The 25,384-nt window shown below is 48.8% G+C and carries 23 protein-coding genes; 6 read left to right on the top strand and 17 right to left on the bottom strand.

Annotated elements, in window-relative coordinates:
* Positions 1-1,559, bottom strand: a 1,559-nt coding sequence (locus tag EOE67_RS11070; protein ID WP_164852296.1) for an InlB B-repeat-containing protein, incomplete at its 3' end; no start/stop codon positions are given.
* A gap of 289 nt (positions 1,560-1,848) precedes the next feature.
* Here EOE67_RS11070 and aceK point away from each other — a divergent pair.
* Both aceK and EOE67_RS11060 read left to right on the top strand, forming a co-directional pair.
* A complete protein-coding gene (aceK, locus tag EOE67_RS11065) occupies positions 1,849-3,591 on the top strand; it encodes a bifunctional isocitrate dehydrogenase kinase/phosphatase (RefSeq protein WP_127699135.1) in 1,743 nt (580 codons plus the stop codon).
* A 103-nt stretch (positions 3,592-3,694) separates the two neighbouring features.
* On the top strand, positions 3,695-4,393 hold the full coding sequence (locus EOE67_RS11060) for a tRNA-uridine aminocarboxypropyltransferase (RefSeq protein ID WP_206099565.1): 699 nt from the start codon (positions 3,695-3,697) through the stop codon (positions 4,391-4,393).
* A gap of 128 nt (positions 4,394-4,521) precedes the next feature.
* On the opposite strand, the gene EOE67_RS11055 is transcribed toward EOE67_RS11060, so the two are convergent.
* The gene (locus EOE67_RS11055) at positions 4,522-5,265 is read right to left on the bottom strand and encodes an alpha/beta fold hydrolase (RefSeq protein WP_164852295.1); all 744 of its coding nucleotides are present in this window, start codon (positions 5,263-5,265) and stop codon (positions 4,522-4,524) included.
* A 26-nt stretch (positions 5,266-5,291) separates the two neighbouring features.
* Positions 5,292-6,320 carry a M14 family zinc carboxypeptidase gene (locus EOE67_RS11050; protein ID WP_127699133.1) on the bottom strand — a complete coding sequence of 343 codons (1,029 nt, stop codon included), beginning with the start codon at positions 6,318-6,320 and terminating at the stop codon, positions 5,292-5,294.
* Positions 6,321-6,469: 149 nt separating this feature from the next.
* On the opposite strand from EOE67_RS11050, the gene EOE67_RS11045 reads away from it, so the two are divergent.
* Entirely contained in the window at positions 6,470-6,691 is a 222-nt protein-coding gene (locus tag EOE67_RS11045; protein ID WP_127699132.1) for a hypothetical protein, read from the top strand.
* A 65-nt stretch (positions 6,692-6,756) separates the two neighbouring features.
* Here EOE67_RS11045 and EOE67_RS11040 read toward each other — a convergent pair whose 3' ends face one another.
* From EOE67_RS11040 to mtgA, 3 genes are all read right to left on the bottom strand, one after another.
* Positions 6,757-7,272, bottom strand: coding sequence for a GNAT family N-acetyltransferase (locus EOE67_RS11040; RefSeq protein ID WP_206099564.1), 516 nt, complete (start codon positions 7,270-7,272; stop codon positions 6,757-6,759).
* A 96-nt stretch (positions 7,273-7,368) separates the two neighbouring features.
* Complete coding sequence (locus EOE67_RS11035) at positions 7,369-8,865, bottom strand: alanine/glycine:cation symporter family protein (protein ID WP_127699130.1); 1,497 nt, start codon at positions 8,863-8,865, stop codon at positions 7,369-7,371.
* A gap of 261 nt (positions 8,866-9,126) precedes the next feature.
* On the bottom strand, positions 9,127-9,831 hold the full coding sequence (gene mtgA / locus EOE67_RS11030) for a monofunctional biosynthetic peptidoglycan transglycosylase (RefSeq protein ID WP_127699129.1): 705 nt from the start codon (positions 9,829-9,831) through the stop codon (positions 9,127-9,129).
* A gap of 426 nt (positions 9,832-10,257) precedes the next feature.
* On the opposite strand from mtgA, the gene EOE67_RS11025 reads away from it, so the two are divergent.
* Together EOE67_RS11025 and EOE67_RS11020 are read left to right on the top strand one after the other, a co-directional pair.
* The gene (locus EOE67_RS11025) at positions 10,258-13,203 is read left to right on the top strand and encodes an ATP-binding response regulator (RefSeq protein WP_164852294.1); all 2,946 of its coding nucleotides are present in this window, start codon (positions 10,258-10,260) and stop codon (positions 13,201-13,203) included.
* On the top strand, positions 13,193-14,428 hold the full coding sequence (locus tag EOE67_RS11020; RefSeq protein ID WP_164852293.1) for a response regulator: 1,236 nt from the start codon (positions 13,193-13,195) through the stop codon (positions 14,426-14,428). Before EOE67_RS11025 ends, EOE67_RS11020 begins: the two co-directional genes overlap by 11 nt.
* Positions 14,429-14,506: 78 nt before the next feature.
* Here the strand turns inward: EOE67_RS11020 and tyrA are convergent, their stop codons facing one another.
* Positions 14,507-15,649: a bifunctional chorismate mutase/prephenate dehydrogenase gene (tyrA, locus tag EOE67_RS11015; RefSeq protein ID WP_206099563.1), complete on the bottom strand. Its 1,143-nt coding sequence runs from the start codon at positions 15,647-15,649 to the stop codon at positions 14,507-14,509.
* A 9-nt stretch (positions 15,650-15,658) separates the two neighbouring features.
* A complete protein-coding gene (locus tag EOE67_RS11010) occupies positions 15,659-16,717 on the bottom strand; it encodes a 3-deoxy-7-phosphoheptulonate synthase (RefSeq protein WP_127699126.1) in 1,059 nt (352 codons plus the stop codon).
* A gap of 383 nt (positions 16,718-17,100) precedes the next feature.
* Here EOE67_RS11010 and EOE67_RS11005 point away from each other — a divergent pair, with 383 nt between their 5' ends.
* A complete protein-coding gene (locus tag EOE67_RS11005; RefSeq protein WP_127699125.1) occupies positions 17,101-17,862 on the top strand; it encodes a substrate-binding periplasmic protein in 762 nt (253 codons plus the stop codon).
* Between the two features lie 25 nt (positions 17,863-17,887).
* On the opposite strand, the gene EOE67_RS11000 is transcribed toward EOE67_RS11005, so the two are convergent.
* From EOE67_RS11000 to EOE67_RS10960, 9 genes are all read right to left on the bottom strand, one after another.
* Positions 17,888-19,114 (bottom strand): threonine/serine exporter family protein, encoded by a 1,227-nt coding sequence (locus EOE67_RS11000; RefSeq protein WP_127699124.1) that lies wholly within the window; start codon positions 19,112-19,114, stop codon positions 17,888-17,890.
* Between the two features lie 176 nt (positions 19,115-19,290).
* Positions 19,291-19,650: a 50S ribosomal protein L19 gene (rplS, locus tag EOE67_RS10995; protein WP_008898080.1), complete on the bottom strand. Its 360-nt coding sequence runs from the start codon at positions 19,648-19,650 to the stop codon at positions 19,291-19,293.
* 7 nt (positions 19,651-19,657) lie between these two features.
* Positions 19,658-20,449, bottom strand: a complete 792-nt coding sequence (gene trmD, locus EOE67_RS10990) for a tRNA (guanosine(37)-N1)-methyltransferase TrmD (protein ID WP_197489946.1) — start codon at positions 20,447-20,449, stop codon at positions 19,658-19,660.
* The gene (rimM, locus tag EOE67_RS10985) at positions 20,449-20,976 is read right to left on the bottom strand and encodes a ribosome maturation factor RimM (protein WP_127699123.1); all 528 of its coding nucleotides are present in this window, start codon (positions 20,974-20,976) and stop codon (positions 20,449-20,451) included. The genes trmD and rimM overlap by 1 nt, the downstream gene beginning before the upstream one ends.
* A gap of 26 nt (positions 20,977-21,002) precedes the next feature.
* Entirely contained in the window at positions 21,003-21,254 is a 252-nt protein-coding gene (gene rpsP / locus EOE67_RS10980; RefSeq protein WP_068059953.1) for a 30S ribosomal protein S16, read from the bottom strand.
* Between the two features lie 156 nt (positions 21,255-21,410).
* Positions 21,411-21,809 (bottom strand): ACT domain-containing protein, encoded by a 399-nt coding sequence (locus tag EOE67_RS10975; protein ID WP_127699122.1) that lies wholly within the window; start codon positions 21,807-21,809, stop codon positions 21,411-21,413.
* A gap of 59 nt (positions 21,810-21,868) precedes the next feature.
* Positions 21,869-22,615 carry a hypothetical protein gene (locus EOE67_RS10970; protein WP_127699121.1) on the bottom strand — a complete coding sequence of 249 codons (747 nt, stop codon included), beginning with the start codon at positions 22,613-22,615 and terminating at the stop codon, positions 21,869-21,871.
* A 96-nt stretch (positions 22,616-22,711) separates the two neighbouring features.
* The gene (locus EOE67_RS10965) at positions 22,712-24,280 is read right to left on the bottom strand and encodes a M23 family metallopeptidase (RefSeq protein ID WP_127699120.1); all 1,569 of its coding nucleotides are present in this window, start codon (positions 24,278-24,280) and stop codon (positions 22,712-22,714) included.
* 97 nt (positions 24,281-24,377) lie between these two features.
* Positions 24,378-25,319 carry a GAF domain-containing protein gene (locus tag EOE67_RS10960; RefSeq protein ID WP_127699119.1) on the bottom strand — a complete coding sequence of 314 codons (942 nt, stop codon included), beginning with the start codon at positions 25,317-25,319 and terminating at the stop codon, positions 24,378-24,380.
* Positions 25,320-25,384: the final 65 nt, after the last annotated feature.

Below are 25,384 nucleotides of genomic sequence, written 5' to 3'. Positions count from 1 at the left end.
GTGGTGAAAGTCGTGCCAGATAAACTGCCGCCACAACCGCTAACGCCATTGATGGTATAACCGCTATTCGCAGTGACCGTAAAACTGGTGCTGCTGCCTTGCACTACACTGCGCGATGAAGGAGAAACACTACCGCCAGCTCCGGCATTGGTTGATACCAGATGCGTCACAGGCGCAGCGTAAATATTTAGGAAGCCTGCCGGTCCAAAACCACTACAACCATTATCGTTGCAACTGCGATATCTGACCAGATAATCACCGGCAATCGATAAACGGCCACTGACTGTCGTCGTTGGCAACGTGTGAGTAGCACCGGGAGCGATCACTGTCGCTACGCTGTAGAAAAGATTGCTTCCGGAGATTGCCCATACTTCATAAGTTAATGCCCGGGGATCTCCGGTACTGTCCAAATGCACATTAAAATTCTGATTCACCGCAAAACTACTGGCATCCATCCGCGGAGCTGAAAAAGGTTTAATCGGCATGTATTCGCACTCATTGGAGAGTTGTAATGCTGTCGACAGCAACCCCCCTGTCGAATAAGGAACTATCGGGCATTCTGGATTAGAATCAACATCGAGTTGTGTCAGAGGATTCACCACTGACAAAGGTGGATTCTGAAATATTTGCTTGCTGGCACGGCCATCCCCGGATGAAGCTGATTTCAAGCAATATTCCTGACTGGTTTTTAACTTCGGATCATATAACCAACCGATGCAACTCTGGTTAGTTGCATTACCCAACTCATCAGCATTGTAAAAGCGCAGCAAATTCGCGCGTTGATCATCCCGCCGCCTGACTAACATGGTACCTGAGCTTTCATCAAGCCACGGTAGGCCACCAATTTCAGGCGAAATCTCTTGTACTTCGACATCGGAGAATTTCCCGTGCTGATCCGCCATCACCAGGTAATGCTTCGAATCAGCTTTTTTCGCTAGTGCAAAAATATCGGCAAAACCATTGTTATCAAAATCACCGACAATAATCCGCGCTTGGTCTTGAAGGCCCCACGCTACTTTTTTCTGAATTTTTTGTTGTGTGGAAAAACTGAAATTAGCCTGAAGTTTCAGAATTTGATGTTCACCACTAACCTTGCCAAGTTGCAGAATTTCATCAACACCGTCGTGATCAAAATCAGCTGTATGCAATTTATGCGCAGCGACCGCCTTCAGAAATGGCCATTGTGCGGCCGTATACTTGGCAATTGGCTGGGACAAGTTGAGGTTTTGGCCGTGAAAAGCAAACAACACTGCAGCTTGGCGCTGCGGAAAAATAACCAATAATCCAGTCCCGCCATCTGAGCTGCGCCGTAACGGCAGCAATTGCGCGTCCGCAGCCGACCAGCCGGATCCGGCAATCAGTGCCGGTAATATCTGGCTATTTTGCGGTACAAATTTTTCATCGGTGCTGCTGTGATGTCCAAGTACCAGTAGGGATCGATCTTCTGCCGATATCGCCTGCAATAGCAGATCGTCAATATTGTCTTGATTAAAATCAAAAAAAGCAGGCTGGTATTGGCGCTGCTGCCAGGTGACTGTTGTTTGTTCAGATCGTAGCATCGCACTATGCAACGCTATGGCTCCAAGCAACAAAAATGTCCCGATCCTTCCAAATGCATTCATATCAATTCCCATTGTTGTGATAAAACAATCGAAATATAGTTAATTTAATGTGATTTTTATGTTTACTTTAAAATATCATAAAAATATCACTTATTTAACAATCGGCATTTTTTGGAAATGCCTCAGCGACCTTAATGAAAGGTACCGGAATGTAGATTGCTTTTTCCTGCGTGCTGCGTTATCAATAAAACCTAATCTAGAGTATTCACTCCAATCGGGAACGTTGATGGTACAGGCGCAACATATTGCAGAGGCGATCCTCAAAGGCTTTCGCCGTCATTTCAGCTTGTTCCAGCAAATGACAGCAACCGCCAAGCAGCGTTTTGCCACAGCCGACTGGCCGGGTTTTGCCAGGGACAGCTCAGATCGGATTTCGTTTTATGATCTGAGGGTGCAGGAAACCATCGATCAGTTGGTCAAAGAATTGCCGCAACATTGTCTGGACGAGCCTTTGTGGCAACAAGTGAAACAGCATTATCTGGACTATCTGGGTTTTCACCCGCAAGCAGAACTTGCAGAAACTTTTTATAACTCAGTGTTTTGCAGACTTTTTGACCGAAAATATTTTCACAATCAGAATATTTTTGTCGAATCTACCCTCAGCAAAAAAAAATTACCGGCGCCCATCGCCTCGGTGTATGACAGCTATTTTCCAGCCCAGGACGGTCTGCGGGTTTGTGTGCCGAAAATATTCGCCAGCTTTTCATTGCCGTTGCCTTTTGTTGATTTAGAACGCGATATCCGCTTGTTACTGCAGGCATTCCGGCACCAGTCCAGCCATGGTCGCCACCCGGTGCATCAAATTCGCTTTGATATGCTTAAATCGGTGTTTTACCGCAATAAAGCGGCATATATCGTCGGTCGGGTGGTCAGCCCTGACGGCCAGCAGCCATTTATTATTCCGCTGTTACAACAAAAGGTTGCCGGAAATAACCTGCTGTACATTGATACGCTGATCACCGAAGCACAGCAGATGACCATTATGTTTAGCTTTTCCCGCGCCTATTTTATGGTGGAAACACCGGTGCCATCTGCCCTGGTGCACTTTCTAAAAGAGCTGCTGCCCCATAAAACACTGGCCGAGCTTTACGCCTCGGTCGGGTTACATAAGCAGGCTAAAACTGAATTTTACCGCGAATTACTGCAGCATCTGGCGGCCTCGACGGATAAGTTTGTCGCGGCGCCCGGCATTCGCGGTATGGTGATGATGGTGTTTACCCTGCCCTCTTTTCCATATGTGTTTAAAGTGATCCGCGACCGTTTTTCCGATACCAAAGCGTTCGGCCGTGATACGGTGAAAGACCGCTATTTTCTGGTAAAAAAGCACGATCGGGTTGGCCGGATGGCCGACACCATGGAATATTCTGATGTCGCATTACCGAAAAACCGCTTTGCACCAGAGCTGCTGGCAGAACTCATCGAAGCGATCCCAGGTTCATTAACTATCGAAGACAACATGGTGGTGATTTCACATTTGTATATCGAAAGGCGGATGATCCCGCTGAATCTGGCGTTAGAATCAGCCAGTGATGCCGAGAAAAGCCGCTTAATGCAGGACTACGGCCAGGCCTTGAAAGACATGATTGGCGCCAATATTTTTCCGGGCGATATGCTCCTGAAAAATTTTGGTGTCACCCGCCACGGCCGGGTGGTGTTTTATGATTACGACGAGGTGCAATATCTGCTTGATGTGAATTTTCGTACTATCCCACATACCGATAACTGGGACGATTTGCTGTCGAGCGAGCCCTGGTATCCGGTGAACCCAGGTGACGTGTTTCCGGAACAAATTGCCACTTTTGTCACACCACAACCACAGCTGCGGGCTTTGTTATTCGAAGCGCATCCGGAATTGTTGGACGCAGCCTTCTGGTGCGAAAAACAACAAAAAATCCGCGCCGGCATCATCGAAGATGTTTTTCCCTATCCCATCAGCCAACGTTTTATGCAGCTTCTACCGCCACTTTAAAGCTACATCTCATGAACGCCTTGAATGAGCCCGCAAAAAAAGGCAGTGCCGTAGTTCGGTGCTTTCAGGCTACAATAACCGGCGTTTTTGAAGGAACTCTGCTTTGACTCATCAAAATTCTGTATTGGCCTTACGGCTACAAGAACTACAACGGACCACCAAACCTTTTAATGCCCGCGGCAGTAAAGTGCTCCGCTGCGAACATTGTTTATTGCCGCAGCCCGATTGCATTTGTTTCGCCAAGCCAACGCCTTGTGCGAAAAGCGCTTTTTTGTTTTTAATGTATACCGGTGAATGCTTTAAACCGACTAACACCGGCCGGTTGATTGCCGATGTTGCGCTGGATAACCACGCTTTTGTCTGGGATAGAACAGTGCCGGATCCAGCGCTGCTGGCGTTACTCAGCGATCCTGCTTATCAGCCAATTGTTATTTTCCCAACCCAATATGCCGCGCCGAAGCGCTGCATCAGTCAAATCGATGACAACGGCAAAATTCCATTGTTTGTTTTACTTGACGGCACCTGGCGCGAAGCAAAAAAAATGTTTAGTAAAAGCCCCTATCTGGATCAATTTCCGGTGTTGGGTATTCAGCCAGAGCAAGCATCCAGTTATCAACTCCGTGAAGCGGCGCATTTACACCAGCTGTGCACGGCGGAAGTGGTGATTGAAGTGCTCAAGGTCGCCAACGACCAGGCAGCGGCCAGCGCCTTAGCCGATTATTTCCATACGTTTCGCAAACATTACATGATTGGTAAACCGCATTTAAACTTTCAGGCGCGCTCTGGCGATGGCGAAAATTGAGCCGCAGAAATGTGAGCAGAAATGGGTGTCGGCGGTAAAACTGCCGGATTTTGCGAGCGCCTTGAACGGATCCCCTCGCTACGCCAGCCCCTGCACTTATTTAACCAACAGCACAAACAATTGGCTGGTCAGTTATTGACGTTGGAATAAAAATCAACAGCCTGCTGCAAAACCCAAGCCGGTGCATCCAGGGCTAAATCATGACCGGCACTAGGATGCAGCAACAACGGCACCTGCCATAAATCGGCCATCCGCTGACTGGCTTGCCAATCAACCAGCCGATCTGCCCTGCTGGCCAGTAACAATACCGGGCAATGGGGTTTGTCCGTTAAACGAAAACGACTTGCCGCCACCAACTGCCGTAAAACATCCAATTTACGCACCGGTCTTTCCTGAGCAATATGCTGCCAATGTGGTAACTGTTGCTGTCGCAGCTGCAAATTGTTCGCGGTGAGTTGCAAAACAAGCTGCTCGCGCTTTTGCACCGAAGCAAACAATGCCTGCACCACCAGCGGATAACTTCGCCATTTTAGCCGCTGATAAAAGGGCGTTAATCCGGCGCTACTGCTGTTGATCAGCAATAACGAAGCAATGTCCCGCGGATACTGCGCCGACCATTCCATCGCCACCATCGCCCCCAGCGACATCGCCAGCAGATGACAAGGTCCTTGCTGTAACAACACCAGCCGCGAGCGCAACTGTTGCACCATTTGCGAAATATTTGCCGGAGCACTTTCATGCCGGGCCTGTCCAACGCCAGGCAAATCCAGCGCCAGCACTGGGTTAACCACAGTGCGTTGCAACTGGCCGATAAAGTCGCCCCAATGTGCTTGCTCCCGTGACAACCCACGCAGTAATACAATAGGAAGCACCTTGCATGGCTCACCTGAAACGCCGGTTAATACCATAACTCCCCCGCTTCGCTGGCATTGCGGCTACTGACCGACGGCAACCAATCCGGTGCAGCGGCGGTGGCATGCAGTAAAAAGTCGAATAAAATCAAATGAGAGCGCAATACTCTTTTAATGCGGTGTGGTTTTACCGGATGAAACAAACCGTGGCTTCGAAGTAGTTGAAACGGGTTTTTCCGCACCCAATTCCAGCTGCCCATTTCCAAAGTCAATGGTAAAAAAGTCGGCGCGTCCGCCACGCCCGCAGCATGACTAGCCGCGGGTTGCTGCGATAAATCGTATAAATAATCCCACAAATCGCCATGACACAAATAATGCCGGCTTTGCGGTTCAAAAATATAATTTTGCTGCGGATAAGTCTGAAAAAACAGCTCACGCAACCGATGCATTTGCGCTAAATGAGCAATGGGCTGCAGTGCTGATTTAGCATACGGAAACCACAACCGATCGGTGCGGCCAAAGCCGGAATGACAATCCAGCGCCAGTACAAAAGGTGCTTTAAACAATTGCTGCACATACTCAATCACCCAACCGGTTTCTTGCTGCAGCTCACCGGCCAAACCGCGATACCAGGGCAAACGTTTTGAATAGCGCTGCCCACCAAGCAACCAAGCAGCTTTTTCGGTACAATCAACCGGTGCATTACGCATTAAATCCACATGATGTTGATTTGAACGCCAGCCCAGCGCCATCCCCGACGGATTAATCAATGGCAATAAACAAAGCTGAACTTTATCGAACAAAGCGGCAAAATTGGGGTCCCACTGCAAGCGACTGCACAGGCCTTCCAAAAACGCCAACAGCACCTGGGTGCCAATCCGTTCCAAACCGTGCACGCCGGCAGTCAGCAGCAGTACCGGTTTGTCTGGCGCCGCATTACCAACAGTGATGGCGTAAATCGGTAATTGTTGTTGCTGAAAATCAATCAGCCCCAGCACTTTGGATTGCACCAGATCTGGCGCACTGCGTAGCAGGAGTTCCAGCTGATGCAGTTCTGGCAGCGAATATGCAGACAACGGCGATCTCCGCGAAGCATTTTTTAGCAGCTTAAAGCAATGGATCTCGCCAAAGATGGCATTTTGATGAATTTTCAAACATTTGGCGTAAATTTGGCACAACCGGCAGACTATGCCATAGTGCAGTTTCGATTACCTGGGAGTCCACAATGACCCGAACCACCGGCACTATCCTGTTGATGTTGCTGCTGCAAAGCTGCACTGTTGCCAAACGCGGCAGTGAAGAATATTGGTACAATAAGATGGTTGCCGATCAACGTGCCCAGTGCAGTTTGCTGCCAGAGCCACTGTCCAGCAGTTGCTTAAAAGACGTTGCTGCCAAAAGCTATCAGGATTTTGTTAAAAACCGCCAGCAGCAACCGCATCAATAAGCACTGTCAGCAAGTCGGTCGGCAGCAAGTTAAGTCGTCAGTCATCAAGCGGCAAAGCGACTGATTCAAAACGAACCTGTTGTTTCGGTGTAATAATCCAGCCACTGCCCGGTATCAGGTGATTGTACTTGTCGCAGTGTTTCCAGACCCAGTTTTTCCAGGATCCGTTTTGACGGCACATTTGTCGGCGACACGATGCCAACAATTTCAGATAGCTGCAACACTTTTTTGCCATAGTCAAAGGCTGCCTGCGCCGCTTCAAAAGCATAAGCCTGGCCAAAAAACTCCGGAAAAAATGCATAACCGATATCAGGTTTTGCTAAATAGGGTCTGTACACCAACCCACAAAGACCCAGCGTTACGCCATCACTTTGACGCTCAACCCGATACATCCCAAAACCATGTTGTTGATAGCTGGCAATTGGACCATCTAATAAATACTGTTGTGCCTGAGCTAAAGTCCGCACCCCACGGTCAGCGATGTTGGTGATAAAACTAGGCTCATTCAGCAGTCGCAACATGATATCCGCATCGGCGGCCGTTAATTTGTGCAAAGATAACCGATTGGTTTTCAATAACATTATTACCTCGACTGCAAAAACTAATCATTGTGTTGCGATGTCAGTTTGCAACAGCTGTAAAAAAGTCAGCCGGAGCTGACTTTTTTGAGTGGATCACTAAGCAGGTTTTTTGTCCGGATCTTTTAACGCAACATTCGCCAGACTTGAACTCAACAGTTCTGCATCTGTTTTACCTTCCCAATAATGCGCATTTTTGATCCCCAGCTTTTCCGGATGAAACACCGGATCCAGCCCGGCCTTTTTCTGCGCTTCATAATCGCGCAGACAACTGAATGCCACTTTATGCATCATCACAATGGCAATAATGTTCAGCCACGCCATCAAACCAACGCCCATGTCCCCCAATCCCCAGGCAACTTCAGCAGTTTTTAACGCACCGTAAATAGTGGATGCCATCAGGAAAAACTTCAGCACTAGCGGTAACCAAGGCAGATTGGTTTTGCGGGTCAGGTAAGCAATGTTGGTCTCAGCAATGTAGTAATAAGCGACAATGGTGGTAAAGCAGAAGAAAAACAGCGTGATGGCGACAAACAACGAGCCAAAACCTGGTAACACATTTTCCATGGCCGTTTGCACATAACCTGGTCCGGCGGCAACGCCCTGCACCCCGGTATATAGGGCTGAACCATCAGGATTTTCGACATTATACTGACCAGTGATCAACAACATAAATGCCGTTGCCGAACACACAAACAAGGTATCGATATAGACCGAAAATCCCTGCACCAGGCCTTGTTTGACGGGATGGCTGACGGATGCGGCAGAAGATGCGTGTGGACCAGTACCCTGACCTGCTTCATTTGAATAAACCCCTCGTTTGACACCCCATTGGATCGCCAGACCCAACATTGCCCCAAAACCAGCATCCAAACCAAAAGCACTGCTGATAATCAGCTTTAACACACCAGGCAGCATATCCAGATTGAGGATAATGACTAACAACGCCACCAGAATGTAACCAATCGCCATAAAAGGCACCACAAATTCAGCAAAGCTGGCGATACGTTTCACACCGCCAAAAATAATAAAAGCCAGAGTTACGGCAAGGACAGAAGCGGTTACTGTCGGACTGATCCCGGCAGCTTGCTCCATACTAGAAGCGATAGAGTTGGCCTGCACACCTGGCAACAACAAACCGGTCGCGATAATCGTTACTATCGCGAACAAAATAGCGTACCACTTAATACCCAACCCTTTTTCGATATAAAACGCTGGGCCGCCGCGATACTGACCATTGATTTTTTCTTTATAGACCTGGCCGAGCGTAGATTCGACAAAAGCAGAACTGGCCCCCAGAAACGCCATCATCCACATCCAGAACACAGCGCCTGGTCCACCAAAAGTGATGGCAGTGGCAACACCGGCCACGTTGCCGGTACCGACCCGACCGGCCAATGTCATGGTCAAGGCCTGGAATGAAGAAACACCGCTGTCTGAGCTTTTTCCATCAAACATCAGTCGAACCATCTCTTTGACATGGCGGACCTGCAGGAAGCGGGAACGTATCGAAAAGTACAATCCAACGCCCAGACACAACACAATTAACGCCGGACTCCAGATGATGGAGTTCGCCGTGGATACAAATTCATTCATTGGTAAATTCCTCGATTATTTTTGTTATGTGCGGTGTAGGGTAAAAGCCGCTTTATCTGTGCTGATGAAAGTAGTCAATGTTCCCGAAATGCAGCGCAGACAGGACGCATAAGATAACGGTTTCTGTGAAAAAGGCACAGTATTATTTCTCTAATGTAAGCCAAATCCGCGCAATAAAACGGCTAATTTTAGCTGCACAAAATGATCATCAGCCATCTGGTTGCAGCCGATTGTGATGGGTTTCGACATCTAACGAGCTATTTAATCGCCAAATGCTCTGGTGACGGGCGCCAATTGGCGCATTTGTTTTTGTACCCACTGTTGGCGCTTATACATATAAGGTGAAGGCCTTTGCAGTAGAAAACGATGAGGGTTTGGCAGCACGGTCACCATGAGGGCCGCCTGTGCTGCCGTCAACTGCGCGGCAGAACGCCTGAAATATTGCTGTGCTGCGGCTTCAACCCCAAACACGCCTGGACCAAATTCGATACTATTGAGATAAATTTCCAGAATACGCTGTTTGCCCCAGACCGCTTCAATCAGCAGGGTAAAGCCGGTTTCAAGACCTTTGCGCAGCCAACTGCGGCCGCTCCACAAAAAGACGTTTTTGGCCGTTTGCTGGCTGATGGTCGAAGCACCACGGATTTTTTTGCCTTTGCTGTTATAAACCAGCGCTTTTTCAATAGCCTGCATATCAAAGCCATTGTGTTCTAGAAACTTCTGATCTTCAGAAGCCACGGCGGCTTGCAGCAGATGACGGGACATTTCCTCTAACGGCACCCACTGATGTCGTAGCTGATAGTTACTTTTACCTGACCACCATGCTTCAAGCTGCCGCTCCAGCATCATGCCGGTATAAGGCACCGGCACGAATGAATACAATAACACCAGCCCAAGCACTAAAGCGCTGCCATAACGCAGCAGTTGCAGTAATTTGCGTAGCAATGTTGATAAGATTTGGGACACGTGAGGGCATCAACTCATAGGTAACTGCAGAAAGTATAAAGAGATCTTGCGACACTGAATAGTCCGTCACTCTGCGCAGTAGCCTGCAACACCGGGATCTGTGGCGCTGCAACTTTATTAAGTGCAGAACCGGGTCAATCTCTGCTCAAAATCAGTATTCTGCGCATCATCACAATTTCCCGCGGCCGCTGGCGCGGGAGTGTACGATTTTATTTACAATCTCAGGTATGCCCGGACTGAATAAAACTTTCCAGATGAACTTGTTAGCGAAATTCAGTAAACAACGGCAATACAACGACAGAAAACCGCACCGTTCATTGTTACAAACTTTGCTTTCAATCTGGCTGAATTCTGTTAGACCTAATGCAACGGAGTGAAAAAAGGGACTTCGGTATGGTCACCGGAATATTGGATTTTCTAAGGATAATGACAACTCCCTGTTTTGTGCTGAATGCCGATGGTGAAATGCTGGGATGCAGTCACAGTTTTAACGCGGATCCGGTGCTGGTGTTACATCAGCATGAATTGGTGAATAAAGCTGCCGAGCAATTGTCCTATCAACACGCCCGGATGCTGCCATTTGAACTGCTGCAAAAGAAATATATGTTGTCGTTAATGCAGATCGACAATGAGCAGTGCCGATGTTGGTTGGTCAGTTGCCAGCCGTTGCGGGAAAACACCAAAATGGGCAACCCGCTGTCAGCCAAAGCATCCGTCAGCCCGGCAGTGACCATGACACCAACTTCGCTGCGGACCGCCCTGGTCAACAATGATCAAATATTACAAAGCGATATCGCTGAGTTTGTGGCTGGACGCGAATTTTCTGCTCAATTGCGACTGCTGACCCAACGTTATCAACTTTATGATTTAGAACAACAACTCACACAGGCGCAGCCCCTACAACAAAGTCTGGAGTTAATGATTGGCGAGCAGCGTTATCTATTTGTTCCACAGAAGATTGCCGGTACCGGGTATTTGTTGATCCACCAGCAGCAACATAGTCTGAAAGAACCCGATTTATCGGCCTTGCTGCAGTCTTTAGAGACCCTGGCCGGTGGCATTGTCATCATGGATGCGGATGGTAACATTCGCTATTTATCGCGGCAGATCTCTTTAAACTTTCCCTATTTTGCCGATCATGCCACAACAACCCAAACCTCAGAACTGCTGGCCCGTGCAGTGATGTACAACTGCCGCGACTTCAACGATCGCCAGGTTGCGGTGACTTTGCGTTGGCTGCGCCGGCAACTAAAACAACACCATAAAGTCCGGTACAATTTTCAGCTACTGGATGGCCGGTCATTTCAGTACCGCGATTATGTGCAGGCCAATGGCTGCAGAGTGGGATTAATCAGTGATGACACCACGGCCAAAATGCTGGATCAGTTACTGCAGCACGCCGCCACTCAGACCGAAAATGCCAATAATCAGCAGTTGCGGTTAATTTCAACCTTAAGCCATGAAATCCGCACCCCACTGAACGCGATCGTCGGTCTGATCGAATTATTAATGGCCGATCCGGTATTAGGGAAACACCAGTACGTCGCCACCATTGACCGCACCAGCCGCCATCTGGTGCAGTTGCTCAACGACGTGCTGGACCTGTCAAAACTGGAGTCAGAACAAGCCCGGTTGCAACTGGTTGAAACCGATTTACGCCGGTTGTGTGAAGATGTACTGGAGTCTTTTGTTGCGAAGGCGAAACTCAAAGGGCTGAAAACCGAAGTTTATATTGATCCGGCCATTCATGGTTTTTATCTGTGCGACGCGCTGCGCTTGCGTCAGGTATTACAGAACCTGCTCAGCAACAGTGTAAAATTTACCTCAGGTCAACACGGTGTCGTCAGACTGGATCTGAAAGCAGAAGCTGAAGATCAGCACAAACAACAGATCAGTTTTCATGTGATAGACAATGGCATCGGGATCAGTGCCGAGCAGCAAAAATATATTTTTGACAGTTTTACCCAAGCCACTCCTGACATCTACTATCGCTTTGGTGGCACTGGCCTTGGCCTGTCGATTTCGGCTTATATCTGCAGACTGATGGGCTGTACGTTACAGGTGCAAAGCCAACTGGACCAGGGGGCGCATTTTTATTTCGAGACCAGCTTGTCGCGGATCAGCAGTGCAGATTGGCAATTACCGCATCATTTGCAGCTGCAGCCGGTGTTTAGCAACAGTAAAACGCTGCTGGCATTGTTATCGAGATATCAATGCAATTTGCCATTTAGCACCCGCTTTTGTAGTGCTGAGCAAATGCTGCAACCAACGACCAACGATCAGGTACGGTTGTTGGACCTGACAGATGCGGCGATCATCGATAAACAACTGTATCTGCAGCAATATGAGCTGTTGCCTGGCAGTTGCTTTGTCATTAACTCGACCCAGGCACAAAAATTCCGCACAGAAAGTACCCGACTCCTGGAAATGTATCCATTCCGGCTGGCCGAATGGTTACAGGCGTTACAACAGCAGCCGCCCTCCATGCTTCCGGAACAGCAGTTTGCAGTTCATACCACCAAACACCAGCTGCGAATTTTGTTGGTGGATGACCATCAGGAAAACTTATTTGTTTTACAACAGCAACTTGCAGCGCTGGGATATCAGGCCGACACGGCATCGGATGCGGAAACCGCCTACAACCTGTGTCAGTTGCAGCATTATCAGCTGTTAATCACTGACTATCAGTTATCCGGCTGGAATGGGGCTGAACTGGCTTACCATCTGCGGAGCTACGAACGCCAGTATCAGCTCGCTCCTTGTCAAATCTGGGTACTGACCGGCAACAATACCTTAAGTTGCCAACACGAATGTGACAGTTCTGCGGTGGATCTGCTGCTGATTAAACCCTGTTCACTAGCCGTGCTGGAACAGCAGTTCGCACGACTCAACGACCGGCTGGCTGAGACTCAGATTGAAACTGAAACTGAATCTGAATCTGAAACTGAAACTGAATCTGAAACTGACAGCTACCCCGAATGTATTGTCGATATCGACCGTGAATTAACCTTTAGCCACGACACGCTGGTGAACACCGACACTATTATGATGTTCACCGGACCGCTCGAGCCACAACATCTCAAAACTACCCTGGAGCAGTTCCGCCAGTACCTCTGTAAACAACAAACGTTGCTTCGTCGTGCAACCGAGCAGCAAAACCGGCAACTGTTGATGGAGATTTTCCATAATATCAAAAGTACCTCCCGATATTATGGTTCTGACACCCTGAGCTTAATGGCCGAAAATAATGAATATGCGGCGGCAGATCCGGCATTGCTCGACCTGAATGCGGCGGAACTGGCGCGATTTAACCACCAGCTCAACGAAGTTATTGAGAAATTTATTGAACTGGAACAAAGCTATGAACATTGATAGCAGCAGTCACATTGTTTTTTACTCAACGGACCGCGAAAGTGATCAGATGCTGCTGCGAATTTTGGCGCAAAGTGGCGCCCGGATCACCCTGATCGAAACCCGCTACCGGTTACAGGTCATGCTATTGGAAAAAAGCAGCAAAATTCTGATCATTGCCGCGGAAAACCTACAAGCCAGTCTGGATCTTTACTATTGCGTTTTTAATAACGTACAAGGGCAGGATATCTGTCCGCATGCTTTTGTTGTGCTGATTAGCCGCGGTGAAGAGCAAGAAGCTTACGATGCATTTTGTGGCGGTTTACTCGATGATTATCTGGTATCCCGCCCGTTGTACGAACAACATCGGCCAGTCATTGTTTGCGACCATTTGATCCGCAAACTCGGGGCGACGGTGGTCCATCATCCGCAGTCGACGGAAGCAGCCCTTGCGGTGACAACACCGAACCAGCAAATTGCCAAAGCACTGGAAACCAAAGCGCAGTTACGGGCAAAAATCGAATATAGCATCAGGTTCATCGAACAATCGCTGGATGATGCCATCGCAAAAATTCAATTGCAGCAGGAAGTCGCTTTAAACTTTGATCTGATCCGCAGCGTCCTCGGCCAGATTAAATCTGAAGAGATCCGGCCAGAACTGTTAAGGCTACAACAGAAAGTCATTGATATTCTTGCAGTGATGATTGCGGACGATCACCGGTTTCCTGCAGAAGAACGTCCAGAGCATGACCTCGATGACACCTTGCCAGAGCTTCCGGAATTCCCTTCAGCAGCGGCAAGTGTCCATACGGCACAACCGTTCAATCGCCTTTACAACACCATCAATACTGACAAATTGGTCGAATCGGAGATTAAAAATCTGCGCCGGGTACTGCTGGTTGAAGATGACCAAATCAGCTTAAATCTGACATTTATGACACTGAAAAGTTTTGGCGTCGAGGTTGATACCGCGACCTGCGGCCGAATCGCTTTTTCTTACATGAAAAACAAAAAGTATGATTTTGTCTTTATGGACATAAACTTACCTGACACCAATGGGCTGTATGTGCTGGATCAAATCCAGAGAAACAGCGGTATCAATCAGCAAACTCCGTTTATTATGTTAACCGGCAACAAAAACAAAAATACCGTCAAAGAAGCCATCGACCGTGGTGCAAAAGGTTATCTGCTTAAACCCTTATACAAAGATTCTGTCGCCAAAATTTTCGAAAAATATGGCAGTTAATCAACTGCTGACCGGACTCGACCGAAATACAACAGGCGGTTCAGCTAAAGTTCCGGTCACCGTGACGACGAAGCTTGTTTAACTGCGCTCATCTGCCGCCTTTTGCAACAACTTGCGACTTTCCTGTAAAAACTGCTCTGCCACCGGACCAAAAAATTGTTGGCCTTTGGCAAATTCAGCCATCAGGCCAGGTTTGTCGCCAGCAGCCAGCAAATGCGATAACTGATTAAAGCGATGCTGATAACGTTGCAATAAACCAGTGACGGCCGAAGATGACAGCATAATGTCCGCATAAAGCTCGGCATTTTGCGCAAATAACCGCCCGACCATCGCCAGCTCCAGCCGGTAAATCGGTGAGCTGAGTTCCAGCAGTTGTTGTAAATCGGCCTGTTCTTCCGCCAGATGGACGCCATACACCAAGGATGAAAAATGGCGCATCGCCTGAATAAGCTGCATCAGTTCATCATGTTGTGGCGCCGCTTTCTCGGTCAGCACCGCGCCCCAGACACTAAATTGTTTCAGCAACCACTGATACTGTTCACTACCGCGACCATGGCAAACCACCACCACTTGTTTCACTATATTGCTGATATCAGGCCCAAACATCGGGTGTAACCCCAGCACTGGCCCTGGGTGTTGCTGCAACATGGCTTGCATCGGTACTTGTTTGATACTGGTAATGTCAGCCAGCAGGCAATCAGCAGGTAATGGCGGCAACTGACGGATCAGTTGTTCGGTCAGATTGATTGGCACCGCCATCAACACCAGACAAGCCCCTTCGACGATGGACACGGCCTGTAGCCAGTCAGTCGCTTCCAAAATGGCCACCTGATAACCGGAGCGCTCAAACAACGACACAAATCTTCGGCCGAGCGCCCCACCACCGCCAACCACCACCACTTTGCCACCGGCTGGTCGGCAACAGACAAAACCAGCTTCCTGTGTCTGATAGGATTCGCGCATCACCCGGCGCAGCACATCTTCAATCAGTTCGGCCGAAACGCCGGCGACTGTTGCCTGTTCGCGCCTGGCTTTAATTAATGCCAGTTCCCGCTCCGGCACATAAAGTGGTAACGCATGTTGTTGCTTCACCCGCCCGACTTCGGCAGTCACTTTGGCTCTGGCCGCTAATAATTCAACCAACTGACTATCAAGCTGGTCGATTTGCTGGCGCAGCGGTGCTAAAGCGGCCATTGGATCGGCATGTTCATTCTGCGGCATCGGAACCTCTTAAGCGGCATTGACCACTTGTTGCATCTGCAGATGCAGCCCGGATAACAGCTGCGATGTGGCTTGCCAATCGATACAGGCATCGGTCACAGACACGCCATAAAGTTCTGCTTTGCCATTGACGATATTCTGCCGCCCGGCATTGATATGGCTTTCCAACATCAGACCAATAATGGCTTTATTCCCAAGCTGGCGCTGTGCCACCACCGCCTCCGCCACCTGGCCTTGCCGGTTATGATCTTTATTCGAATTGCCATGACTGCAATCAACGACAATCGCCGTTGGTAACGCCAGCTTTGTCAGTTGCTCCACGGCATTATTAATACTGGCCGCGTCGTAGTTCGGTTTGCTGCCACCGCGCAGAATAATATGTCCGTCCGGATTACCAGCTGTTTGCACCAGCGCCACCTCACCGCGTTGGTTAATCCCGATAAAGGTATGCGGGCTCGCCGCCGATTGCAGCGCATTAAGCGCAATACCTAAATTGCCATCAGTACCATTTTTAAAACCAACCGGCATCGACAAGCCACTGGCCATCTCGCGGTGGGTTTGCGACTCCACAGTACGGGCGCCAATTGCTGCCCATGAAATCAAATCCGACATATATTGCGGGCTGATCGGATCCAGCGCTTCCGTCGCTGTTGGCAGTTCCATATCAACCAGTTGCAACAACAATTCGCGGCCGCGGGTTAAACCGGTTTCCAAATCAAAAGAATCATCCAGATGTGGATCGTTGATGTAGCCTTTCCAGCCAACCGTGGTGCGTGGTTTTTCAAAATACACCCGCATTACGATGTACAGGCTATCACTGTATTGAATTTGTAGATCTTTTAGCCGCCTGGCGTAGTCCATCGCGGCCACCGGATCATGGATAGAGCAAGGGCCAGTCACCACTAACAAACGTGGATCACGACCATGAATGATGTCAGCAATTTCACGTCGGGCTTTTTGGACAAACAACGCACCTTGTTCCCCCAGCGGCAGCACCCGTTTTAATACCAAAGGCGGACTTAGTGGTTTTTCCGCCACTATCCTTAAATCATCAACTATCTTGCTCATCGCTTTAGCTCCAGAAGTTTTGTTTCGCTTGTCACTTCAGCCGGGCAGTTGCAGACAGAAATAAGCGTAAACTTAAATATACAGAATGTATCACATTAATTACGAATGCCGACATATTAAAAAGTGACACTCTAAATGTCAACCAAATAAGTCAATAGATTAAGGCGATCCATAGAAACCAATCACTTACACGCGCCGTAAACATAAGATTACAAAATAGTATGGCTGGCTCACGACTAACTCATCAGATGTAAAGCATAGCTGTGATTTTTGCCGTTAGCTGGCGCGGATCTGCACAACTATCTTTAGCTCAAAAGTTGCTGCAACTGGCAATCACCGATACAGTAATTCTGAGGCGCTTTGGTGGAACAAAGGTGAAGTTGATGATCAAAGGTCGGCAACGTTTTCTGGGGGCACTACTACTGCTGGCATGTTGCCCTACCGCTGGCGCCAAACCCATTAAGGTGCTGACAGAACACTTGCCGCCGTATCAGATTGATACCCGAAGTGGGGTCAGCGGTTTTGCCACCGAAGTGGTCAGACGTACGTTTGAAATTGCCGGCATCCCCTACCAGATCGAAGTTCAGGACTGGAGCCGGGCCTATCAACGCACGCTGCGCCAGACCAATACCTGTATTTATTCCATTTCAAAAAGTACCGAACGAACGCCACTATTTCAGTGGGTTGGTGCATTGGCATCCACTATCACGTCAATGTATTCACTAAAAAACCGGCCGGATATTCAGTTAAAAACGCTGGAAGATGCGAAAAAGTTGGTCACTGCCGTCACCAAGGACGATATCACCCATCATTACTTACTCAAACATGGCTTTAAAGAAGGGGAACAGCTGTATTTACTGGAAAGTGTTACGACCATGCTCAATGTACTGCAGGGCCGCAAGGACATTGATTTAGTGCTGATCAATGACACGATTTTAAAATACCGGGCGCTTGAATCGGGTGTGCCGCTCGAAGCCTTACAAAAACAAATGGAAGTCACGGATCTGCCGTTGGATTTTCATCTGGCTTGTAGTCTGACAACTTCAACTGACATCGTCACAAAACTAAAAACCAGCTTACAGCAGCTTAAAGACAGTGGTGAATTTTCCCAAATCATTGCCGGCTGGGCAGACAAACTGAAGTAGTCGCCTGCTTGCCGGCATCAATGTTTTACAAACTTTTCTTCGGTGGCAACGCCACGTTGGCAAAAATAAACCCTGCCACCAGCGACATAAAAATCAAAAAGGTTTGTTGTCCCAGTTGATCCACCGGCGCCATTTGTTCACCAGAAATAAATGAGTTCAGTCCGATATAAGTTTTACTGCCCGGCACCAGCACAATCATGCCTTGCAGCGAAACAATACTGGCCGGCGCGTTCATCAGTCGGGTAAAAATATTGCCATAAACGCCGACGGCAAAAGCACCGACAAAAGCCCCTAACGCCAGACCAAGATAAACTCCGCCAAACATACTGGCGGCAAAAGCGATAAAACCAGAGGCGATCCCCCACAGTGCGTGTTTTTTCCGGGCGCGAAATACAATCACTAGGCTACCGCATAAGGTCGCAATCGCCAGCCAGGCACTCCAGGCGGGTACTGACGGCACCGGCTGATATACAGCTTCGCCAAAACAAAGCTGCCCCAGCGCCAGGCCGAGATAAGCGCCAAAATACAGTTTAAATAAGATCATCACCGCGTCCATGATCCGGGCGGTGCCGGACACCAGATGCCGGGCGGCCAATTCAGCCAGCCCCAACGTTAACGCCAAACCTGGGATAAACACGATAATTGCCGAAAGTACCACGATGGGGACCTGGATAGTCGGATCGAGATAAGCCGCGATGGCCGTTGCGGCAAAAGCCGAAACCATCGCCACCAAAGGCTCGAGCATATTGGTGACCCGACGGCTTTTCGCTGCCCACAGCACAAATAAATACACCAGCAGGCTAATCAGCGCGGCCCAGAATACATCATGCCAGCTGGCTTTCATCAACATGGCAAAAGCGCCACCGGCGGCACCGTAGGCTAAAAAGGTAAAGATCCGCGAATAAGGGTTTGGCATCACTGCAATTTCATTGAGGCGCGCTGTGGCTTGTTCTAAGGTCATGTCGCCATTGGCAACCGCGTCAACGATTTCATCGGTGCGGGACAACGATCCTAAATCAAGCTCGCCCGGCATCACCCGCGCCACATGGGTGTACTCGTTTTCTTCACCTGGCTGCCAAATCACAAAAGTCAGCACTGTGGGCGTAATCGCAAAAGCAGCGCCGATACCGAGAAATTCCGCCACATTTAATAAATGCACTTCTAAACGATAGGCAGGAGTACCAAACTTGTGCAGCATTTTGCCAAGCTTCACAATAAATCGACGTTTTTCAATAAAACTGGCTGAATCCACAACAACTTCCTTCTAGCTGGGCATGCTGGCAATTGTAGCCATGCTTAACGCAAAAAAAGAAGATCCGCAGAAAAAGAATAAGTGGCTGTCCGGAATAGGGAAATTTGCAATTGATGCTGACTTACCCAAATCGCAGGCAAAAAAAAAGCTGCCCGGAGGCAGCTTTTAAAGTGTGCTTAGTTAAGCTTTTCGCGGATACGCGCTGATTTACCTGAACGATCGCGTAAATAGTAAAGCTTGGCACGGCGTACTGCACCACGACGTTTCAGCGTGATGCTGTCAATCATTGGGCTGTGCGTCTGGAATACACGCTCTACACCTTCACCGTTCGAAATTTTACGAACTGTGAATGCTGAGTGTAAACCACGGTTACGTTTAGCGATAACTACGCCTTCGTAAGCCTGCAGACGGGTTTTGTCGCCTTCTTTAACTTTAACTTGAACAACCACAGTATCACCTGGGCCGAAAGCTGGAACGTCTGTTTTCAGCTGTTCGTCTTCAAGTTGCTTGATGATGTTTTGGCTAACTTTGCTCATAACAATCTCACTTTACCTGGAATAAACTATCGTGTTGCTGCAACGCCTGGTGTTCCTGTTGGAACTCGTCCAGTAATTTGCGTTGCTCCTTAGTCAGAGCCAGGACATTTAACATATCCGGCCGTCTCAACCAGGTCCTACCAAGGGCCTGCTTCAAACGCCAGCGTCTGATGTTTTCATGGTGTCCGCTGAGTAATACAGCCGGAACCTGTTTGCCGTCTAACACTTCTGGTCTGGTATAGTGCGGACAATCAAGCAATCCAGAGGCAAACGAATCCTCGACTGCTGATAAATCATGCCCCAGTACACCTGGTACTAGTCGCGACACCGCATCAATCAGCGTCATCGCAGGCAATTCGCCCCCACTCAGCACGTAATCGCCGATTGACCATTCTTCGTCAATTTCCGACTCTATTACGCGTTCATCAATGCCTTCGTAACGGCCAGCTACCAAAAGGAGCTTCGAATAAGTCGCAAGTTTAGCCACGCCTTCCTGATCCAACTTCCGGCCTTGCGGCGAAAGGTAAATCGTTCGGACATCACCACCTGCAGCTGCTTTAGCGGCGCGAATTGCATCCGTTAAAGGCTGCACCATCATCAACATACCAGGACCGCCACCAAAAGGTCTGTCGTCGACAGTGTTATGTTTATCCGAGGTAAAATCCCTTGGATTCCAGCACTGTACGTCGATTAACCCGTTTTTGACTGCCCGGCTGGTCACACCGAATTTTGTCACAGCGTCGAACATCTGCGGAAATAAGGTAATGACCCCAAACCACAATTTTGGCTGTTCGGCCATTAAAATTCAGGATCCCAGTCGACAATGATCCGACCTTGCGTTTTATCGACCGCTTTAATGACAGAGTCAGTTAAAAACGGTAACAAACGCTCTTTCTGACCAAATGCATCATTCCGGTTGGCTTTGACAACAATAACGTCGTTCGAGCCTGTTTCCATCATGTCCACTACTTCACCTAAGTCGTAGCCAGCTTCAGTTACTACGGTCATCCCCATCAGGTCTTTCCAGTAATAATCGCCGTCTTCGAGCTTTGGTAAGGCAGCGGGCGTCACTGCGATGTCAATATTGACAAAGAGTTGCGCCTGATCACGGTCATTCACGCCATCAATTTTGGCAATTAAGCCATTACTGTGCCGCTTCCAACTGCTGATCTGCACTGGTCGCCAGTTACCCTGCTGTTGAATCTGCCAGGGTGTGTAATCAAATATCCCTTCCGGGATCTCTGTGTAGGAGTTTACTTTTAGCCACCCGTTGATGCCGTAAACAGCGCCAAACTTACCTAAGACAACTAAATCTTTACCGTTCAAGGTTAAACTCCAACCAGATTGCTAAATTAAGCAGAAGCTTTTTTAGCTGCTTTTACCAGTGAAGCCACGCGATCACTTAAAGAAGCGCCTTGCGCTACCCAGTGGTCAACACGGTTCAGGTCGATACGCGCTTTCTCTTCAGTACCGCTAGCGATTGGGTTAAAGAAACCCACGCGCTCAATAAAGCGGCCATCACGAGCAAAACGGCTGTCTGCGACCACAACTTGGTAAAATGGACGCTTTTTCGCGCCACCACGTTGTAAACGAATAGTTACCATACCAGCCTCTAAATCAATCGTTCAGGTTTTATTAAAATAACAATCCCTGCAGTCAAACCACAGGGACGCCGAATTGTACGGATTTTTGTCATGAATGCAAGGTATTTCACGGCTTTGCCTCGAATAGCCGAAGCCGCGGAACCTGAGATTCTGGCGTTAACGCTTTACAAATCCAATGTCCAACAACACTGCCACGGCTTGCTCAGTCTGCTGATTTTTCACAAACACATAATCACGGCTAAAGGTGGACACCAGCAGAATATCCAAACCCGCCGCCGTCATTGCGCTGGCGATACTTTGTAAAAAGCCCACACAGTAAAACGGATTGGCGCAGTTAATCACCAGTAACCGCCACTGCTCTTTATTCTGCGCTTTAATCACCAAATCTGCCAAACCAGCCTGAGTCGTGACCACCGTTATTTCTTTGTCATCCCGGCAGACGAGTCGGTGCAGTTCCGGATTGCCGATGCTTTGTGCTTCGACAAAATAGAAAATATCCGGCTCGAGATAAAAATCACTGTCGCGGATCACTTGCCTGGTACTTTCCGGGATCATCAGCCCTCCTTTTCTTGTTTTACTGTGGTGATTATGCTGAGCGCAGCTGAGGTACTCAATCAGTCAAATTGGCCGCCGTCAGCCACCGCCAGTTGTTGTGGATCAGCGGCCAGCACCCAGTCTTGCTGCAATAATAAAGTAATACGGCGGCTTTGCTGTTCGCTATCCGCGCCACTCTCAGCCGCAATCTCAGCCACACTCTCAGCCGCACTTTGATAGCTAATCGATTGCCACCACTGTTGCGCCGTCAGCGTTTTAAACAGTGCCGGCCAGGCGGCGAAGTTTTGCACTTCAAGTTCAAGCAAGCAAAATCTGCTACTGCAAGTCAGATATTGCGGCTGAACTACTTCGGGATGGGCGTTGATAAATTCACTGAGTTGCTGCTGATAGAGTTCGCTTTGTGCATCAAATTGTTGATCCTGTTGCTGCTGTTCAATCATCTGCGCAAAATCAGCATCATCAATTTGCAAGATAAGTTGTGTGGCTGGTCGTTGTTGTGACGCCACTAACGCACTGTAGCTTTCCAGTGGCATCGCAATATCGGTTTCATTAACACCGACAGTGCGCTGAGCGACAACATCGCGTTTGGTTGCCCGATGCTGTTTATTGGCCAGTTTATCAGGTTGTTCATCAATCACAGCCATTGACGCAGCAGCACATTTCACCGTCTCTGCTTTGCTCGTGACTGCGGTTGGCTCACCCTTTACAAACACCAGTTCAGGTGCAGATTTTGCTAAACCGTCCGCCAACAGGAAACCTGCGCCAAAACTGCCGATCACGAGTAACGCTAACTGAAACATTTTCATCATCAATTCCTTTTGTTTTAGCCTAACAAAGCCACATGCTGCCTGCGATAAACAAACCCGGATTGCTTGGGAATCCGGGTTTACATCCATCAACTGCTAGTTTTTAGTCCAAATCCCGCCAAAGTTGTGTTGATTCAGTCCGTCAACGCCACTCACTACTTCGGTTTGATAACCCTGACCGCTAAAGTTATCAAACTGCGTCTGGAACTGCGCCGAAGTCTGGCCATGTTTGGCGCCCCAACTCAGCTGCGGTAGCTGACTAAACACTGCAGTGTAATTCACCTCGCCCTGATGCACGTAAGAGTTCAGGTAAATGGGCCGGCGTCCTGCTTCCAGTTCAGAATTCACCTTATTCTGATAGGCGGCGGAGGTTAACTGCGAACTGACGGTCCAGCTGCCGACGTTTTGTTGCTGATAAAGCACGGTATAACGACGATCGCCACCTGACGACACCACCGACACACTGACCGGGCGCATATTTAAATCTTTTGCCTGATCCATCACCTGCATATGCTGAGCATATGTCAGACCATGTTTAGCCAAAGTCGCCAACGGCTTTTTCTCGAAAATAACACTATAACGAGTGCCGCTGCCTGTCTGATGCGAATCAACTTGCACCGGTGCATAACCATCTTCTATTGCCTGGTTAAACACTTGTTGATAACCAGCTGAACTTTGGCCAAAAAAGCCACGCCAAGCCAGATTGGCCGGCTCCCACACCATATTGTAAAAACTGTTACCACTGACGCTGTAACCATCAAACCAGCTGGCTTTAAAGCCGGAGTCTGCCAGATGGCTGAAAAAGCCCTGCATCATTTCGGCTTTCATGCCATGACGCACATACTGGCTGCCGACAGTGCGCGGCGCCCAAATGAGTTGTGAACCCGTTGGAATAGTGCTGCCGGCAAAACGGGTCCAGCTTGGATAGGGTTTGGTATCGTCTGGCGTTGCAGCGATGCCCCGGTTAAAGCTAATCAACTGACCTTCACCGCCACTGTTTTGTAAGTGGATATGCAAATGTGGTCCGGTCGAATTACCGCTGTTACCGACTCTGCCCAGATACTGGCCTTTGCTGATACTGGCCTGCTGCGCCGCAGGAACTGCCACGTATAACATTTCACTGTTATCGCCGATGGCCGCCGGATACGCTGTGGCGTTATGCGGGCATAAGCTCGTGCTGATTGAACCTGGGATCATATGGGCGTACAACATCCGGGTGCCATCGCTATGCTCAATCCACAGCATATTACCGCCCCCTGGCATCAAGCCGTTTTTCAGATTGCTGTGCAGCCATGGTTTGGTGGTGTCCGAATCGCCGGAAAGTTTTGGCCGTGGATTCTCAGGGGCATTGCGCCAGCAGCCAATCACCTTGCCGGCGTGCATCGCATAAATCGATTTGTTATAAACCACAAATTTGTTGTTGGTTGGTGCTGCGTTGTAATCAGCCACGGTGGTCGTTACCGATGTCCAGCGGCTATTGTCAAAATCGTAGCGACGGGCGCCCATGTCAAAACCATGTTTTTGCGAATAATTTTGTGCATGGTCAAAAGTGTGCACTTTTTCATGATCACCAAAATCTTGTCCTTTAAATGGTAAATCATAAGTCGCTGCTGCGGCTGAACTGCTGATGGCGCCGATCACGAGTGCCAGAGTGAGATGTTTCATGCTTGCCTCCTTGTTGCATTAGTCATTGATGTCAACTCGAGAGCAATTGTATAAAACCCTGGCAATTGAGACTGCCCAAAAACTGTTCAGAAACTGCTCAGCCGCGGCGTAGATCACGCGCTTGTAACTCCAGTTGCCATAAACTTTGTTGCAAACAATTCTGCGCCTGCTGTTGCTGACGACGGAAGGTGCTGAAACTCATGTGGTATTGATCGGCAAGCTGGATCTGGCCAATCCGGCTACTGATATAACGCTCATCCAGAATTTTTGCCCAGAGCGCCGTCGCTGGTTTTTGATACATCTGTTGCAGACAACAGTAGATGTGCTGTTTCAGCGATTCTATTTGAATTGCGGTGGCCGCACGCACTTCTGTCACCGGCTGTAACAAAGCCAGTTGCGATAAACGACTTTGGTCCCATTGTGCTGGCTGGTAAAAATGCTTTAAGCAGCTTTGTAGCAGCTGCGAAAATTCGTCCTGGCTACAATAAGTGTTGGCGGTGTCGTAAGTTGCAGTTGACGAGCCGGTGCGAGCTGGTGATATTGATGTGGATTGTTGACGACTACGCAAATTAACCAGTCTTGGCGCCAATATCGCCGACACACTTTCGACAAAATACTGCTGCTCGATGGTGAAAAAACCAGCCTGCGGATGTTCAGCATCAATAATGCCGAGTAATTCGCCTTGATAACAAACCGGCACTGCCAGTTCCGACAACCTTGGCGCATCATCGACCACATAGTGAGTAAAACTATTGGTATCGGCGACGCAAAGACTGCTTTGGCATAAAGCAGCCATGCCGACAACGCCTTGGCCAAGTTCCAGTTCAATTGGCGACACTACGCCTTGATTGGCGCAAAACTTACCACCGGCGGCAGCAATCTGGCTCAGTCGATTGTGGTTGTTTTTAAGATAAATAACGTTATCTGGCAGCTGTAAACTTTGAACAATCAACTGGCTAACTGTCTGGCATAAGCCAAGGATATCGTTGATAGGGTCAATCTGACGATTGATTTGAGCAAGAGTGGCTAAAGTAGTCACGGCGGTTCACCTCATCCATAAGTGTGTACCGCGCTACCTTACGCCTGTGGCATATCTCAGACCAG

The sequence above is a fragment of the Rheinheimera riviphila genome (assembly GCF_004005945.1).
GTDB classification, from domain to species: Bacteria; Pseudomonadota; Gammaproteobacteria; order Enterobacterales; family Alteromonadaceae; genus Pararheinheimera; species Pararheinheimera riviphila.
Note: the sequence above shows the minus strand (reverse complement) of the source record. Positions and strands in the feature narration are given on the sequence as shown.